We start from the raw sequence: 14346 nt of genomic DNA, 5'->3' as shown, positions 1-14346 counted from the left end.
ACCTTGGAGCGAATCCATTGGCGCGGGATAATCCATCACCATGAAGACTCTGCGCCCCTTCTTCTATCTGCTGCTCGCCGCCAATATCGTGCTGGCGGTCCTGTCCGCCTTACCACTACTGGGCATTCGGCCTCCCTGGGCGCCCAGCGGGGAGGCTGATCGCCTCGCCCGTCAGCTTACCCCTGAAAAAATCCAGCTCATCACAACCGAAACCAGAGCTGCACCGGCTTCGGTCAGCACGGCAATTACCCCAACCACAGACATCCGGACAAACATCGATCCGAATGCATTGGCCTGTGCTGCCTTACGCAATCTCAATCTGGAAGCCACGCAACAATTGAGCGACCGTGCAGCCCGCCAAGGTGACGGGCTGTCAGTACGCCTCATTGGTGTTACGCCAACATCCTACTGGGTCAATATCCCGCCCAACGGGGGTAAAGAGGGTGCTAGCAAACGAGGCGAGGTTCTGACCAAGGTCGGCGTGGAAGACTATTTCATCGAGCGCAAACCCGGCCCCAACCAGTTCGCCATTTCGCTTGGCCTGTATCTGAATGAAGATGCCGCCAAGCGCCAACTCGAACAGCTTCGCAAAAAAGGCGTCACCACCGCCCGCATCACAGTGCGCGACAACACCGGCAACAATGCCCGCGCCGAAATCAGTGGGCGCAATGAATATCTGGAGCCCTTGATCAAGGACTTCCTCGCCTCGCACAAGGACGCCCAGCGTGAGTCCTGTCAGCCAGGCAACTGAGGCGCGCCAACGCATTTTCACCGTCGGCCTGACCGGTGGCATCGGCAGCGGCAAAAGCACGGTTGCCGATAGCTTTGCCGAACACGGCATCTGCATCGTCGATGCGGATGAAGTCTCGCATCGCCTCACCGCTCCTGGCGGTGCTGCCATGCCAGCCATCAGGGCCGGTTTTGGCGCAGCCATGCAGGACAGCAGCGGCGCACTGAATCGGGCCGCAATGCGGCAACTGGTGTTCACCGACAGCGCAGCACGCACGCGCCTCGAAGCCATCCTGCACCCGATGATCCGCACCGAATGCACAAGGCTTCTGGGGCTCGCTAACTCCCCCTACGCCATGCTGGTCGTTCCGCTATTGCTCGATTCGCATGCGTGGCGCACGCACTGTGACCGCATTCTCGTTGTCGACTGCCCGCCAGAGCTTCAGATCAAACGAGTGATGGAACGCAGCGGCTTGAGTGAGGAAGACGCGCGCCGCATCATGGCAGCGCAAGTCAGCCGGGAAACCCGTCTCGCAGCGGCCAGCGAGGTCATCGACAATTCTGGCACCCTGCCAGCCCTGCAGGCCCGCGTAGAAGCCCTGCACCAGCACTATCTCCTTGAATCCGCAAAGCCACCCGGCAATTCTTGATGTTATGATGCAGCAGCACTCAGGCCCATATACGCATCAATACAAGAACAGCGAATTGCGGTGATTACCTACGAATATCCTCTGAGCGAACGCATCCGCACGCTGCTGCGCCTGGAAGACCTTTTCGACAAGGTGCTGCACTTCTCGCTCGCGGACGGCGCCTACGAACACCACACCGCCCTCCTGGCCCTGTTCGAGATCCTTGATGTTGCTGGTCGTGCAGATCTGAAAGTCGACCTCGTGCAGGAGCTTGAGCGCCAACGCCAGATCCTGCTGGCCTTCCGCGACAATCCCCAGATTTCCGAAGAAGCGCTCTCCGGTGCTCTCTATGAGATTGAGCACGCAAGCAGCGCGCTGCTCGCCATGGCCGGGCGTATCGGTCAATATCTGCGCGAATCTGAGTGGCTGATGGCCATCCGCTCCCGCACCGCAATTCCAGGCGGTGTCTGCGAATTCGATCTGCCCTCTTATCACTTCTGGCTCAACCGCGATGCCGACAAGCGCCGGCGCGACATTCAAGGCTGGCTTGCCCCGATGCTGCCGATCCGCGATGGCCTCACCATCATTCTGCGCTTGCTGCGCGAGAGCGGACGCGCCGAAGACCAGATGGCCAAACGCGGCAGCTACCAGATCATGATGTCTGGTCGACACGCTCAGCTTGTGCGCGTCCGCCTTGATCGTGACGCCTACGTCCTGCCCGAGATCAGCGCCAACAAGTACGCCTTCAATATCCGCTTTGTCGCCCCCGACGTAGCCTCGCGTCCGCGCCAGGCCGAAACCGACATCCCGTTTGAACTGACCTTCTGCAGTCTGTAGCGCCTGTCAGGCGCCAGACAAACAAAAAGCCCAGTCCGAAGACTGGGCTTTCTGATTTTGGTAGGGGCAGTAGGATTCGAACCTACGACCAATTGATTAAGAGTCAACTGCTCTACCAACTGAGCTATACCCCCAAAATCTGTTTCGCTTCTACCTTACGATTGGTAGGCCGTGCGGGATTCGAACCTGCGACCAACGGATTAAAAGTCCGCTGCTCTACCAGCTGAGCTAACGACCCGCCGTAAGCGAAGCCACGCATTCTATTCAAAGCCCCTCACCTGCGTCAAGCATTTCCCTGCATCTTGCGCGAAAAATATCCCGCCCTGGCTCAAACCAGACCCAGGCGCCGACAGAGCTCCGTTGTCAGTCCTGTCTGGTTCAGCGAATAGAAATGCAGACCCGGCGCGCCACCGGTGATCAGGCGCTCACACATGGCCGTCACCACGTCCAGACCGAAGGCGCGTACGCTTTCAGCATCATCACCAAAGCCCTCGAACTTGCGCCGCATCCATTGCGGGATCTCGGCGCCACAGCTTTCGGAGAAACGTGCGAGCTTGCTGTAGCTGGCGATCGGCATGATGCCGGGCAGGATCGGAATGGTGACGCCGGCCTTGCGCGCAGCGTCAACGAAGTGGAAATAGGCGTCGGCATTGTAGAAATACTGCGTGATCGCCGAGTTGGCGCCCGCCTGCACCTTGCGCACGAAGGCTGTCAGATCGGCCTCGTAGCTGCGCGCCTGCGGATGCACCTCGGGGTAGGCAGCGACCTCCAGGAAGAACTCGTCGCCGGAATCCTTGCGGATGAATTCGACCAGCTCGTTGGCATAGCGGAATTCGCCGGGGTCAGCCATGCCGGACGGCAGATCGCCACGCAGGGCGACGATACGCTTGACGCCGATCTCGCGAAATTCGGCCAGATGCTCACGGATGCTGGCTTGCGTTGCGCCAATGCAGGACAGGTGCGGGGCGGCGTCCAGTCCGGCCTCACGGATCTCGCGCACGACTTGCAAGGTGCGGTCGCGTGTCGAGCCGCCTGCGCCGTAGGTGACCGAGAAAAACTCGGGCTTCAGGGCGGCGAGCTGATCGCGAACGCCGCGCAGCTTTTCGACGCCCTCAGGTGTAGCAGGCGGGAAAAACTCGATGCTGAAATGGGGTTTGCTGCTCATCATTCACAACTCCGGAAACTGCGCTGCCACTCGCGGGAATGGCAGCGCAGACTTGCATCAATAGCGGTAGTGATCAGCCTTGTACGGACCTTCCACCGGCACGCCGATGTAGGCGGCCTGATCCGGACGCAGCACGGAGAGCTGGGCGTTGAGTGTCTTCAACTGCAAACGCGCAACCTTCTCGTCCAGATGTTTCGGCAAGGTATACACACCTACCGGATATTCGGCCGTACGCGTAAACAACTCGATCTGTGCGATGGTCTGATTCGCGAAGGAAGAAGACATCACGTAGCTCGGGTGGCCCGTGCCGCAGCCCAGGTTCACCAGGCGCCCCTTGGCCAGCAGGATGATCCGTTTGCCATCCGGGAAGATGACGTGATCGACTTGCGGCTTGATCTCTTCCCACTGATACTTTTCCAGCGAGGCGACATCGATTTCGTTGTCGAAGTGGCCGATGTTGCAGACGATGGCGTTGTTCTTCATCGCAGCCATGTGGTCATGCGTGATGACGTGGAAGTTGCCGGTGGTGGTCACGAAGATGTCGGCCTTGTCGGCGGCATATTCCATGGTCACGACGCGATAGCCTTCCATGGCGGCCTGCAGGGCGCAGATCGGGTCGATTTCAGTGACCCACACCTGGGCCGACAGCGCACGCATGGCCTGGGCGCAGCCCTTGCCCACGTCGCCGTAGCCAACGATCACGGCAACCTTGCCGGCAATCATCACATCGGTAGCGCGCTTGATGCCGTCGACCAGCGATTCGCGGCAGCCATAGAGGTTGTCGAACTTGCTCTTGGTAACCGAGTCATTGACGTTGATCGCCGGGAACTTCAGCTCACCACGTGCGTGCATCTGATACAGGCGATGCACGCCGGTGGTGGTTTCTTCGGTCACGCCCTTGATGGCGGCCAGACGCACGGAATACCAGCTCGGATCAATCGCCAGCTTGGCCTTGATCGCAGCGAACAGGATGGTTTCCTCTTCCGAGCCCGGCTTGCTGATGACAGACAGATCCTTCTCGGCGCGGGCGCCCAGATGCAACAGCAGGGTGGCGTCGCCGCCGTCATCCAGAATCATGTTCGAGTAGCCGCCGTCGGCCCACTCGAAGATGCGGTGGGTGTAATCCCAGTAGTCGACCAGCGTTTCGCCCTTGACGGCGAAGACCGGGATGTTCGCAGCGGCAATCGCGGCAGCGGCATGATCCTGGGTCGAGAAAATGTTGCACGAAGCCCAGCGGACTTCGGCGCCGAGAGCGGTCAGCGTCTCGATCAGCACGGCAGTCTGAATGGTCATGTGCAGCGAGCCGGTGATGCGCGCGCCCTTGAGCGGCTGAGCCTTCGCGAATTCTTCGCGGATTGCCATCAGGCCCGGCATTTCGGTTTCGGCAATGAGGATCTCCTTGCGGCCCCAGTCGGCCAGCTTGAGATCGGCAATCACGTAATCATTGAATTGAGCCACGGTGTTCTCCTTGAACAAGTGGCCGGTACGAGAGAAGGGAGGCTTGATGCAGCTCACCATCCACCCCGTGCCCGGCACGGTTGAACTGGTGAGCGCCGTTGAAACTTGACCTGCTGCATGCGGCAACAGGTTCCGAGCCTGGGATCGGGGAATGGATCTCGCAGCGCTCCTCGGAGGAGCTGGATTATAGCTGTTTACACCGACGAAGCCAGAAGCCTGAAGACCCGCATGCACAGGCAGTCTTCAGGCACTGCACGCCAGAAGCCAGGACTGGCGCTGGTCTTCATCGCACATCGATGAAAACACACGCCACTCCTGGCTGTACGGACGGTATTCCTGACCATTGAAGCCGACAGCTTGACAGGCAGGACCCCCGGGATGTCCTTGAAAACCGTCAACGGTGGTCCGCTGATGGCAGCTCTTCGTAACACGTTCGGTGGCGTTATGGTCGCTTCCCAGCAGCAAGGGCTGAACGCTGTTTGTTGCGTGGACGGGCTGATCGCTACATTCCCACATACTGCGGCCCACTGCCGCCTTCGGGTGGATGCCACAGCAGGCTGTGCTCGGGATCGCTGAGTTCGCAGGCCTTGCAGTGCAGGCAGTTCTGGCTGTTGATGCGCACCGCATCCCCTTCCAGTTCATACACACCTGCCGGGCAATAACGGGTCTCCGGCGCACCAAAGCGGATGATCCTCACGCTCTCCTGAGCGGGGGTGTTCTGGCGCCGCAGATGAGGGGGCTGATCGTGCTCGTGACTGAGGTTGGCGAGCATCAAGGAGCTGTTGCGGTCGAAAGTCAGCACCCCGTCCGGTTTCAGCGGCGGCCGTGGCGGATAATCGCGGCCCCCCGCCATCCCGCTGCGGGCGGGGGCCGGGTGGCGCAGAGTCCAGGGCAGGCGGATGCCGGCCGCCAGCAGCCACATTTCCAGGCCACTGCAGAGCGCACCGAACAGGCTGCCGAAACGCAATAGCAGTGGTTTCACATTGCGCGTGTCACGCAACTCCTGTCCGATCCACGAGGCGGCCACAGCCACCGGGAAGTCGCTCAGCACGTCGTGCTGGTGCCCGGCACTCAAGGCTACCGCCACCGCCTCGGCAGCCAACATGCCGGATTTCATTGCAGTGTGCGTACCCTTCAGACGCAGCACGTTGAGAAAGCCCGCGGCACAGCCCAGCAATGCACCACCGGGGAAAACCAGGCGCGGCAGCGACTGCAGCCCGCCTTCGTTGATGCTGCGCGCGCCATAACCGAGGCGTTCGCCCCCCTCCAGCAGGGCGGCGATGCGCGGATGGGTCTTGAGGCGCTGGAACTCGTCATAAGGCGAAAGCTGCGGGTCACGATAGCCGAAATGGGTGACCAGACCGAGCGCCAGCAGATCCTCGCCGTAGTGGTAGAGGAAGCCGCCGCCACCAGCCGCGCGGCCCAGCGGCCAGCCGAGGAAGTGCTTCACCATGCCGGCGCGGTGGCGCGCGCGCGGAATGCGCCAGACTTCCTTGATGCCCAGACCGTAGTGGCTTTCGCCCACGCCTTCGCGCAGGCGGTAATGCGCTTCCAGTTCGCGCGTCAGCGAGCCGCCGGCGCCTTCGGCCACCAGGGTGTAACGGGCGCGGATCTCGATGCCGGGCGTGAAGCGCGCGGATTGCTCGCCGGCTGCATTGATCCCCATGTCGCCGGTGATCACGCCGGTGAGCGCGCCCTGCGCGTTGAAGCACGGTGCTGCCGCCGAGAAGCCGGGATAGAGCTCCACGCCCAGCGCTTCGGCCTGCTCGCCGAGCCAGCGGCACAGCTCGCCCAGGCTGCCGGTGTAGAGGCCGCGATTGTCGAGCTGCGGCGGCAGGCTCCAGTGCGGTGCGGCGAGGGCGCCGCGCGCGGTGAGCCAGAGCATTTCGTCTTCGGTGACCTGAGTCTGCAGCGGCGCGCCGCGCTCGCGCCAGTCCGGCAGTAGTTCGTCCAGCGCGACCGGGTCGATCACCGCACCGGAGAGGATGTGGGCACCGATCTGAGCGCCTTTTTCAAGCACGCAGACGGAGATTTCCCGTCCGTTCTCAGTGGCCAGCTGGCGCAGGCGGATGGCGGCGGCGAGGCCGGCCGGGCCGGCGCCGATGATGAGTACGTCGTATTCGATGAGGTCGCGGGTCATGATCTGCTTCTCAGGCAACGGGCGCGAGGGCGATGTCGTCAGTGGACGTGGCATCGCCGGTGAAGGCGCGGATGTGTTCGATCAGGGTGGCGAGGCCGCCCGTGACATATTTGTTCTGATGGCGCACCAGATAGAAGGCGCGGCCGAGGTCGAGCCCCTGCACCGGTAGCGGCACCAGGCTGCCGCGGCGGAAGGCGTCGCGCAGCGCGAGGCGCGAGATGCAGCCCAGGCCCAGGCCGGCTTCCACCGCGCGCTTGATGGCTTCGGTGTGTTCGAGTTCGAGGCGCACGCGCAACTGCTGGCGCTCGCTGCCGAAGGCATGATCCAGCGTGGCGCGCGTGCCCGAGCCGGGCTCGCGCAGGATCCAGTCGCAGGCCAGCACCTCGGCGCGGCTCACGCGGGCCTTGGCGGCGAGCGGATGATCGGGGGCGGCGAACACCACCAGCTCGTCATGCAGCCAGGGCTCGGCGACCACGTCCGGATGCTGGACTTCGCCCTCAACTAAGCCCAGATCCAGCTCGAAGCGGGCGACGGCGGCAACGATGTCGGTGGAGTTATGCACGGCAAGCTGCACGCGCGAGGCGGGATGCCGCTTGAGAAAGTCCGCCACGAACAGCGTCGCGAGATAGTTGCCGATGGTCAGGCTGGCGCCCAGGCGCAAGGGGCCGACGGCGGACTGGGTGCTCAACGTGTCTTCCAGCTCCTGCGCGCGGTCAAGCAGCTCGGTGGCGCGCCCGAGCAGCCACTGCCCGGTGTCGTTGAGGCGCAGGGTCTTGCCAACGCGGTCGAAGAGCACCTGCGAATAGGCGCGCTCCAGTTCGGCCAGTGCGGTGCTGGTGGCCGACTGCGACAGCGCCAGGCGCTCCGCCGCCCGGCTGGCCGAGCCGCTCTGGGCGATAGCGACGAAGATCTCGAGTTGTCTGAGGGTAAATCTCATGGTTGCCTTTTATATCTATTTTGTAGATAAACAACTTCAACACAATCCGTTTTGTAGATAGTTTATCGATCCCTAGAATGGGCTGCAAGTCATCACCCAGAAGGAAGGCCCCAGATGAAGATCATCGTTTCCATCAAGCGCGTCGTGGATCCCAATGTGCAGGTCCGGCCGCGCAGCGATCAGTCGGGCGTCGAGCTTGCCGGCGCACGCATGAGCATCAATCCCTTCGACGAGAACGCGCTGGAAGAAGCCGTACGCCTCAAGGAGCTCGGGCTGGCCAGCGAAGTGATCGCCGTCTCCTTTGGCGACGCGGGCGTGCAGGATTCCCTGCGCCAGGCGCTGGCCATGGGCGCCACCCGCGCCATCTGGGGGCAGACGCCGGCCGGGCTGGACCAGCTCGCCATTGCCCGCCTGCTGCAGCATCTGGCGCAGCGCGAAGAGGCTGCTCTGGTGCTGCTGGGCAAGCAGGCGATAGATGAGGATGCCGGCCAGACCGCGCAGATGCTCGCAGCCTTGCTGGACTGGCCGCAGGCCATCGCGGTGTCGGTGCTGGCGCTGGAGAACGGCGGGCTCAGGCTGCGCCGCGAAGTGGACGGCGGCACCGAAGCGCTGGACGTGCAGTTGCCGGCGGTGGTGTCGGCCGACTTGCGGCTCAACGCACCGCGTTTCGTGAAGCTGCCGGATCTGATGAAGGCCAAGCGCCTGCCGATCGAGTCGCTCGATTGCGCAGCACTGGGGCTCGATCTCGCACCGCGCATCCGCGCCATTCGCATCGACACGCCGGCGCCGCGTGCGGCCGGCCAGCGCGTCGGCTCGGTGGCCGAACTGCTCGAAAAACTCCGTCATGAAGCACAGGTGATCGCATGAATACACTCGTCATTGCCGAGATCGTTGCGGGCGACATCGCCCGCGCCACACGCCAGGCCGTCACGGCCGCGCAACACTGGGGCCAGCCGGTCGATCTGCTGGTGCTGGGCGCCAGCGATGCTGCGGCCCACGCTCGCATCAGCGGCGTGCGCCGCGTATTGCAGGCTGACGCCCCCCATCTCGCCCAGCCCACGGCCGAAGATCTGGCGAAGCTGCTCGATACGCTGGCCGATGAGTACAACGTCATTCTCGCGGCGCATGCCAGCCTGGCGCGCAACGCGCTGCCGCGTCTCGCCGCGCGCCGTGACGTCGGCATGATCAGCGAGGCGGTAGCCCTGCTCGGCCCGCATACTTACCAACGCCCGATCTACGCCGGCAACCTGCTCGCTGCCGTTGAAAACACGCCCGGCCTGCAGGTGCTGACGGTGCGCGGTTCGCGCTTTGCGCCAGCTGCGCTCGAAGGTGCGGCCGAAGTGCAGCGCATCGAGGCGCCCGCTGCTGATGGCCGCTCGCGCGTGACCGGTCGGCACAGCGCGGGTGGCGAACGCCCCGAGCTTGCCAGTGCCCGCGTGGTGGTGTCGGGTGGCCGGTCGCTGGGCAGCGAAGCGCAGTTCAATGCCTTGCTCGAACCCCTAGCCGACCAGCTCGGTGCGGCGCTGGGCGCCACGCGCGCAGCGGTCGATGCCGGCTATGCGCCGAATGAATGGCAGGTCGGCCAGACCGGCACGGTCGTCGCGCCCGATCTGTATATCGCGGTCGGCATCTCGGGTGCCGTGCAGCACACCGCTGGCATCAAGGACAGCCGCGTGATCGTGGCCATCAATCAGGATCCGGATGCTCCCATCATGCAGCTCGCCGACTATGCGCTGGTCGCCGACATCTTCGAGACCGTGCCGGCCCTGCAACAGCAACTCTCCGCCAAGGTCTGAATCATGAGCACGCTTGCCACCGAAACCGTTACCGACGTCCATCACTGGAACGACAGCCTGTTCAGCTTCAAGACCACCCGCGACCCTGGCCTGCGCTTTGCCAACGGCCAGTTCGTGATGATCGGCCTGCAGGGTGAGAGCCGCCCGCTGCTGCGTGCCTACAGCATCGCCAGCGCGAACCATGAAGAGCATCTGGAGTTCTTCAGCATCAAGGTGCCCAACGGGCCGCTCACTTCGCGCCTGCAGCACCTCAAGCCCGGCGACGAGATCTTTGTGAGCCGCAAGCCCACCGGCACGCTGATCATCGACGACCTGAATCCGGGCCGGAACCTGTTCCTGCTCAGCACCGGCACCGGTCTGGCGCCATTCCTCTCGATCATCAAGGATCCGGAAACCTATGAGCGCTTCGACAAGGTCATCGTCACCCACGGCGTACGCTCAGTCAGCGAGCTGGCTTATGCCGACATGATCGAGCGCGAACTGCCGGAGCATGAATTCCTCGGCGACTATGCACGCGACAAGCTGCTCTACTACCCCACCGTGACGCGTGAGTCTTTCCGCAATCAGGGCCGCCTGACCACCCTAATCGAGAGCGGCAAACTGTGCAGCGACCTTGGGTTGCCACCGCTGGATGCCGCACACGACCGTGCCATGCTGTGCGGTAGCCCGGCCATGCTGCAGGAACTCTCCGACATGCTGGATGCGCGCGGTTTCAAGGTTTCGCCCAACATCGGCACGCCCGGCGATTACGTGATCGAGCGAGCTTTTGTCGAAAAATGACTTCGCGGAGAAACTGAGTCGCCGAATGGCAATGACTAATCAGACTTTATTGCTATTCCGGACAATTAAAGTCGAAAACTCGCCCCCCACAACCATGCGGGTTTGCAGAGAGTATTTCAACGCTGCCACACATCTAAAGTCGAAAACAAGTCTGGAAGCCGTTTTTCGCAGGTTTTCACACCCTCTCACTATAGCAACATGCGATCCCCACATCCTTGCCCCACCCACCTGAAAAAATCCGCCAGATGCGGCTCTTTGGGCATTATTTCTCAGCAGACAAAAAGCGAGAGCTGATTATTTTCGAGAAATATCGCAGTACAAGACTTTCCCCCATGCATCTCTCTGTGGTGGTAGGGGTGTGGACGAAGTCGGCGAACTCCTAATTTTTTTCTTCCAACAGCACTTGAAGCTACCAAAACGTAGGCAATGGAAATTTTCCATCCGTGCACTGTGTGACATAAAGTGCAACTAACACGTAGGCTAAGACACTTCCCAAGGCCACACCCTTGGCCTGCCCCGTCCAAGCAGGATGCCTAAAGGTCACAAACATCCATATCTCTTTTAACAAAGGCATAAATTCACCCCAAACTAAAAATTGCCATATCCATAAAAAGCGGCAATTAATCCTGCCAATTTTAGTCCTAGCATTACTGTAAAGGCAGCCATTCCCAATCCGGTCACAACAAACGGAGCCAAGAGCGCCATTGCCAAAATAACTAAAGACAATTGATATTCCGCGATCACTAGCTTTTGGTCGGCATCCATGTTCGATGTTGCCAAATACATCACCAAGGCACTAAGAATGCCTAACAACGCCGCGATAAAAATAGGGGCTGCAGACAAAACTCCGATGATTGCAATCATTGAGAGGCCTGTAGCCAAAAGCAACACTCCGATAAAACCCCCATTAGCCCCCCCCGAAATCTTGTAAGCCCCTGCCCCGGAGTCCTGATCCAGAACGATGTAACCACTCCCCACCCAGCCATTCTGGGTGATTGGTTTCTCATGGACCGTGACTTCTTTGCCATTTTGTAGGGCGCTCGAAATCTCGCTTCGTGCATCTTCATCAATGGATATTTGGCTCAAGCTTGCAGCGTTGGCCTGGGTCAGCGTATAGATTTTTTGGCCTTGTGCGCCAGCTAGCGCTAGCGCTTTAACGGCACTCACGCCCTGCGGCTGGCTCGGGTCATCTGAGGCTTTGAGCGGGTCCGCAAACAGCTTTTCCGGCACGGCATGTTCAAACGCACTCCCGGCGGAACCAACCTGGCGCATGTAAGTGAGTTTGTTCGTCTTATCCATGTCTTTGGCTTCGACATGCATAAAGACACGATCCACATCCATCATCATGCCCGGGAAGCTCACGCTGCGCACGATCCCAAACCAGTAGCGTGGCTGGGCATTGGCCATGAAGGCGCCATAGCTGGGGAGGCGGTAAGCGACAATATTGCCGCTACTGCGGGCGGTGAACTGGTCGTTGCCATCCACGCTGGCGAAGTAGCCGAGGATTCCGCTGTAGAGCAAGTCGCCCGAGAGATCTTCTTTGCTCAGCCCTTGAATCGACGTGGTGTCGCTGGTGTTGGCCTGGTACTGCTGCAGCTTGGCTTGCGTCACCTGCAGCTTGGCTTTGTGCTCTTCCAACTGGCTCTTGGCCACGCCCTGCAAATCCAGCGCAATGGCATGGTATCCGCCGGCAATGGGCTTGTTGGGCTCGCCCTCTTCCCAGGCTTGCGTGCCGGGGTTGTACATCGCAGTGGCCTGCAGGAGCTCGGTGCCCATGCTGACGCTTGTGGTGCTCTGGCTGATGAGCTGGCCGTTTACGCGAATCTCGGCTTTGAGCTTGAGCAGGTAGCCGGGCAGGCTGCTGGGTAGTTCGCTGGGTTGAATCGGGGTGCCGTCTGCGTGCGGTTTGGGCAGGTAGCTGTTGATGAGGTCGGTGTCGGCCTGTGTGGCAGGCGTGAAGCTGATGGTGATCTTTTTAGCCGCGAGGCTGGCAGTGGATTGGCTGAGGCTGACCAAGTCGGTGCCCATGACATCGCCAAAGTAGTCGACGCTGCCTTCGACCAGTTGCGTACGGTATTTCCAGCGCAGGCTATCGGGGATGCTGGCGAAGCGTCCACCGGTGGCGAGGACAGGGTAAGGCAGTGAGCCGAGCAGGATGGCGTCGTTGCGCACGATGGACTTCTTGGTGCCCAGTACGTCACCAACCGTTGCGCCGGGCTTTTGGGTGTCGACGTAGGTTTTGACTTGCGCCTGGTAGCTGCTCAGCGTGCTTTGCAGGGCGGCGCTATTGAGGTTCTGTACCCAGCCTTCGGCTTCGTTGAGGGTGGCGCCGGTTTTGAGTTGGGCTTGCAGAGCAGCGGCATCGAGCGGCACGCCTTGCTTGATGTTCATACCTGCGGTGTATTGGTATTGCTTGTAGCTGGCATCCATGGGGATCCAGCTATCCCCGTCTTTATGCTTGGCGCCACGGCTGGGGATGTAATCGACCCAGGCTTCGACCCAGACGTGTTCGAGTTTGACGTGGGTAACTTGCCCGCCGCTTGTTATCAGGATGTTGGGGATGCCGCCTTGGCCGAGCAGGCTTTGTACGGCCGCCGGTGCGGTGACGCCACCGACCCAGTTTTTGGCTTGCTCGATGGGTAGCCGCACGGTGCCATATACGTAGCGAGCACTGATATTGGAGGCGCGCAGCAGGGCGATGAGCAAACTGGCGGTGTCGAAGGCGTTGCCGCGCTGGTTCTTGAGGGTGAGATCACTGCCCTGGATGCTGCCGTAGCTGGGGATGAACTCAATGTTGTTGCGCACCCAGTTGTAGATCTTGACCGGGTCTTTATTCAGTTCGGTGGCTTTGGCAATGATGGCCGGGGTGAGCTGGACATCTTCGGTGGGGGCCATGTCTTCCACGACGGGTGTGGTGGTCGGCACAGAGATGCCGGGCAAGAGCATGGAGACCGGCGAGGCGCCAAAGCCACCGGCCAGTTTGCGCATCGGAAGGCCGGGCTGGAAGCCGAGCGCGGCGCTTTGTTTGCTGTAGTCGGCTTCGTTCTCTATCGGGGCGCGCACCTTGCTGCTGGGGCTCCCCCAAGGCAGATGCTTGGGGTCTGAGGCGGTATGGCCGGCACTGGCGGGGTACTGCTTGAAGAACTGAGCCAGAGCGGCGGTGGCGATTTGCTGGCTGGCGCTGTCAGGGGCTTGCTGCACGGCTTGGGCAAGCTGACTGAATTGTTCGCTGCGCGCCTGGAGTTTTTCCATGGCGGCATCGTGACGGGCGAGCAGTTCGGTGCGGGTGCCTTCGCTGATTTTGAGTTGCTGAAGGCTCTGACGCGTGCTGGAAAAGTCGGCGAGTTGCCGGGTTTGCGCCTGGGCTTGTTGGGCTAGCGCTTGACGCAATTCGCTCTGGGCGTCGGTGCGAGCTTTGCCTTTGGGTGTGAGGGCGGCGATTTGTTTGGCTTGGGCGCTTTGCTGGATTTCGACTTTGAAATCCGGGCCGATGGCAGCGAGGCGTTTGTCTGGGGCATTGCCTGCATTAGCGGAGACGCCAGTCTTGGCTTGCGCACTATCTTGCGTACCTTCCTTGACGCCCGCCTTCGCGTTCGGCGCAGCGACGAATACTTCGGGGTTCAGTCGCTTGACGAGTGATTCGATGCGCTGCAGACGCACTTGATCCGGGTCTGCGGAAACGATGCCTGTCTGGGTTTGTTGTGCGGCGGGCACGACGCCCAGCTTTTGCGCCAGCAGGGGATTGCGTTTCGCTTCGCGTCGCACGGCTTCCATGGCCTCGGCCTGAAGCTGTCCCGGCTCTTTGGCCATCACACTCAGGGGCTGAAGGGCCAGCGCAATGTGCGCAAATATCAGAACGCGGCTCAGGGGGCGGG

At 61.4% G+C, this 14346-nt stretch carries 11 protein-coding genes, 2 tRNA genes and 1 riboswitch; of the genes, 6 read left to right on the top strand and 7 right to left on the bottom strand.

Going from position 1 to position 14346, the window contains the following annotated elements; all coding sequences use genetic code 11:
• Nucleotides 1–40 precede the first annotated feature (40 nt).
• Genes Q9Q94_RS16455 through zapD form a run of 3 tightly spaced genes read left to right on the top strand, consistent with a single transcriptional unit; the run spans nucleotide 41 to nucleotide 2195 of the window.
• A complete protein-coding gene (locus Q9Q94_RS16455) occupies nucleotides 41–751 on the top strand; it encodes an SPOR domain-containing protein (protein WP_305981220.1) in 711 nt (236 codons plus the stop codon).
• Nucleotides 726–1379: a dephospho-CoA kinase gene (coaE, locus tag Q9Q94_RS16450; protein ID WP_305981219.1), complete on the top strand. Its 654-nt coding sequence runs from the start codon at nucleotides 726–728 to the stop codon at nucleotides 1377–1379. The genes Q9Q94_RS16455 and coaE overlap by 26 nt, the downstream gene beginning before the upstream one ends.
• 60 nt (nucleotides 1380–1439) lie before the next feature.
• The gene (zapD, locus tag Q9Q94_RS16445; RefSeq protein WP_305981218.1) at nucleotides 1440–2195 is read left to right on the top strand and encodes a cell division protein ZapD; all 756 of its coding nucleotides are present in this window, start codon (nucleotides 1440–1442) and stop codon (nucleotides 2193–2195) included.
• A 58-nt stretch (nucleotides 2196–2253) separates the two neighbouring features.
• On the opposite strand, the gene Q9Q94_RS16440 is transcribed toward zapD, so the two are convergent.
• The 6 genes from Q9Q94_RS16440 to Q9Q94_RS16415 all read right to left on the bottom strand — a co-directional run bounded on the left by Q9Q94_RS16440 (nucleotide 2254) and on the right by Q9Q94_RS16415 (nucleotide 7895).
• Nucleotides 2254–2329: transfer RNA gene (locus Q9Q94_RS16440), tRNA-Lys, on the bottom strand.
• Nucleotides 2330–2357: 28 nt separating this feature from the next.
• Nucleotides 2358–2433 (bottom strand) — tRNA-Lys (locus Q9Q94_RS16435).
• Between the two features lie 90 nt (nucleotides 2434–2523).
• Nucleotides 2524–3360 (bottom strand): methylenetetrahydrofolate reductase [NAD(P)H], encoded by an 837-nt coding sequence (gene metF, locus Q9Q94_RS16430; protein ID WP_305981302.1) that lies wholly within the window; start codon nucleotides 3358–3360, stop codon nucleotides 2524–2526.
• Nucleotides 3361–3417: 57 nt separating this feature from the next.
• The gene (gene ahcY / locus Q9Q94_RS16425; protein WP_305981217.1) at nucleotides 3418–4878 is read right to left on the bottom strand and encodes an adenosylhomocysteinase; all 1461 of its coding nucleotides are present in this window, start codon (nucleotides 4876–4878) and stop codon (nucleotides 3418–3420) included.
• A gap of 23 nt (nucleotides 4879–4901) precedes the next feature.
• Nucleotides 4902–4996, bottom strand: a riboswitch (S-adenosyl-L-homocysteine riboswitch).
• 324 nt (nucleotides 4997–5320) lie between these two features.
• Nucleotides 5321–6958: an electron-transfer flavoprotein:ubiquinone oxidoreductase gene (locus Q9Q94_RS16420; RefSeq protein WP_305981216.1), complete on the bottom strand. Its 1638-nt coding sequence runs from the start codon at nucleotides 6956–6958 to the stop codon at nucleotides 5321–5323.
• Nucleotides 6959–6968: 10 nt separating this feature from the next.
• Entirely contained in the window at nucleotides 6969–7895 is a 927-nt protein-coding gene (locus tag Q9Q94_RS16415) for a LysR family transcriptional regulator (RefSeq protein WP_305981215.1), read from the bottom strand.
• A gap of 114 nt (nucleotides 7896–8009) precedes the next feature.
• Here Q9Q94_RS16415 and Q9Q94_RS16410 point away from each other — a divergent pair, with 114 nt between their 5' ends.
• From Q9Q94_RS16410 to Q9Q94_RS16400, 3 genes are read left to right on the top strand one after another with little or no spacing between them, the layout of a single operon-like run.
• Nucleotides 8010–8762 carry an electron transfer flavoprotein subunit beta/FixA family protein gene (locus Q9Q94_RS16410; protein ID WP_305981214.1) on the top strand — a complete coding sequence of 251 codons (753 nt, stop codon included), beginning with the start codon at nucleotides 8010–8012 and terminating at the stop codon, nucleotides 8760–8762.
• On the top strand, nucleotides 8759–9691 hold the full coding sequence (locus tag Q9Q94_RS16405) for an electron transfer flavoprotein subunit alpha/FixB family protein (RefSeq protein ID WP_305981213.1): 933 nt from the start codon (nucleotides 8759–8761) through the stop codon (nucleotides 9689–9691). The genes Q9Q94_RS16410 and Q9Q94_RS16405 overlap by 4 nt, the downstream gene beginning before the upstream one ends.
• A gap of 3 nt (nucleotides 9692–9694) precedes the next feature.
• Nucleotides 9695–10471: a ferredoxin--NADP reductase gene (locus tag Q9Q94_RS16400; protein ID WP_305981212.1), complete on the top strand. Its 777-nt coding sequence runs from the start codon at nucleotides 9695–9697 to the stop codon at nucleotides 10469–10471.
• A gap of 588 nt (nucleotides 10472–11059) precedes the next feature.
• On the opposite strand, the gene Q9Q94_RS16395 is transcribed toward Q9Q94_RS16400, so the two are convergent.
• Nucleotides 11060–14281, bottom strand: a complete 3222-nt coding sequence (locus Q9Q94_RS16395; protein ID WP_305981211.1) for a transglutaminase family protein — start codon at nucleotides 14279–14281, stop codon at nucleotides 11060–11062.
• Nucleotides 14282–14346: the final 65 nt, after the last annotated feature.

It is taken from the genome of Uliginosibacterium sp. 31-16, assembly GCF_030730865.1.
Classification (GTDB): Bacteria; Pseudomonadota; Gammaproteobacteria; order Burkholderiales; family Rhodocyclaceae; genus Uliginosibacterium.
Note: the sequence above shows the minus strand (reverse complement) of the source record. Positions and strands in the feature narration are given on the sequence as shown.

Coding starts and splice junctions, on each gene's coding strand:
- metF (WP_305981302.1), bottom strand. CDS start 3,360: ATGAGCAGCAAACCCCATTTCAGCATCGAGTTTTTCCCGCCTGCTACA.
- Q9Q94_RS16415 (WP_305981215.1), bottom strand. CDS start 7,895: ATGAGATTTACCCTCAGACAACTCGAGATCTTCGTCGCTATCGCCCAG.
- Q9Q94_RS16405 (WP_305981213.1), top strand. CDS start 8,759: ATGAATACACTCGTCATTGCCGAGATCGTTGCGGGCGACATCGCCCGC.
- Q9Q94_RS16420 (WP_305981216.1), bottom strand. CDS start 6,958: ATGACCCGCGACCTCATCGAATACGACGTACTCATCATCGGCGCCGGC.
- Q9Q94_RS16455 (WP_305981220.1), top strand. CDS start 41: ATGAAGACTCTGCGCCCCTTCTTCTATCTGCTGCTCGCCGCCAATATC.
- Q9Q94_RS16395 (WP_305981211.1), bottom strand. CDS start 14,281: ATGGCCAAAGAGCCGGGACAGCTTCAGGCCGAGGCCATGGAAGCCGTG.
- Q9Q94_RS16410 (WP_305981214.1), top strand. CDS start 8,010: ATGAAGATCATCGTTTCCATCAAGCGCGTCGTGGATCCCAATGTGCAG.
- Q9Q94_RS16400 (WP_305981212.1), top strand. CDS start 9,695: ATGAGCACGCTTGCCACCGAAACCGTTACCGACGTCCATCACTGGAAC.
- ahcY (WP_305981217.1), bottom strand. CDS start 4,878: ATGGTGAGCTGCATCAAGCCTCCCTTCTCTCGTACCGGCCACTTGTTC.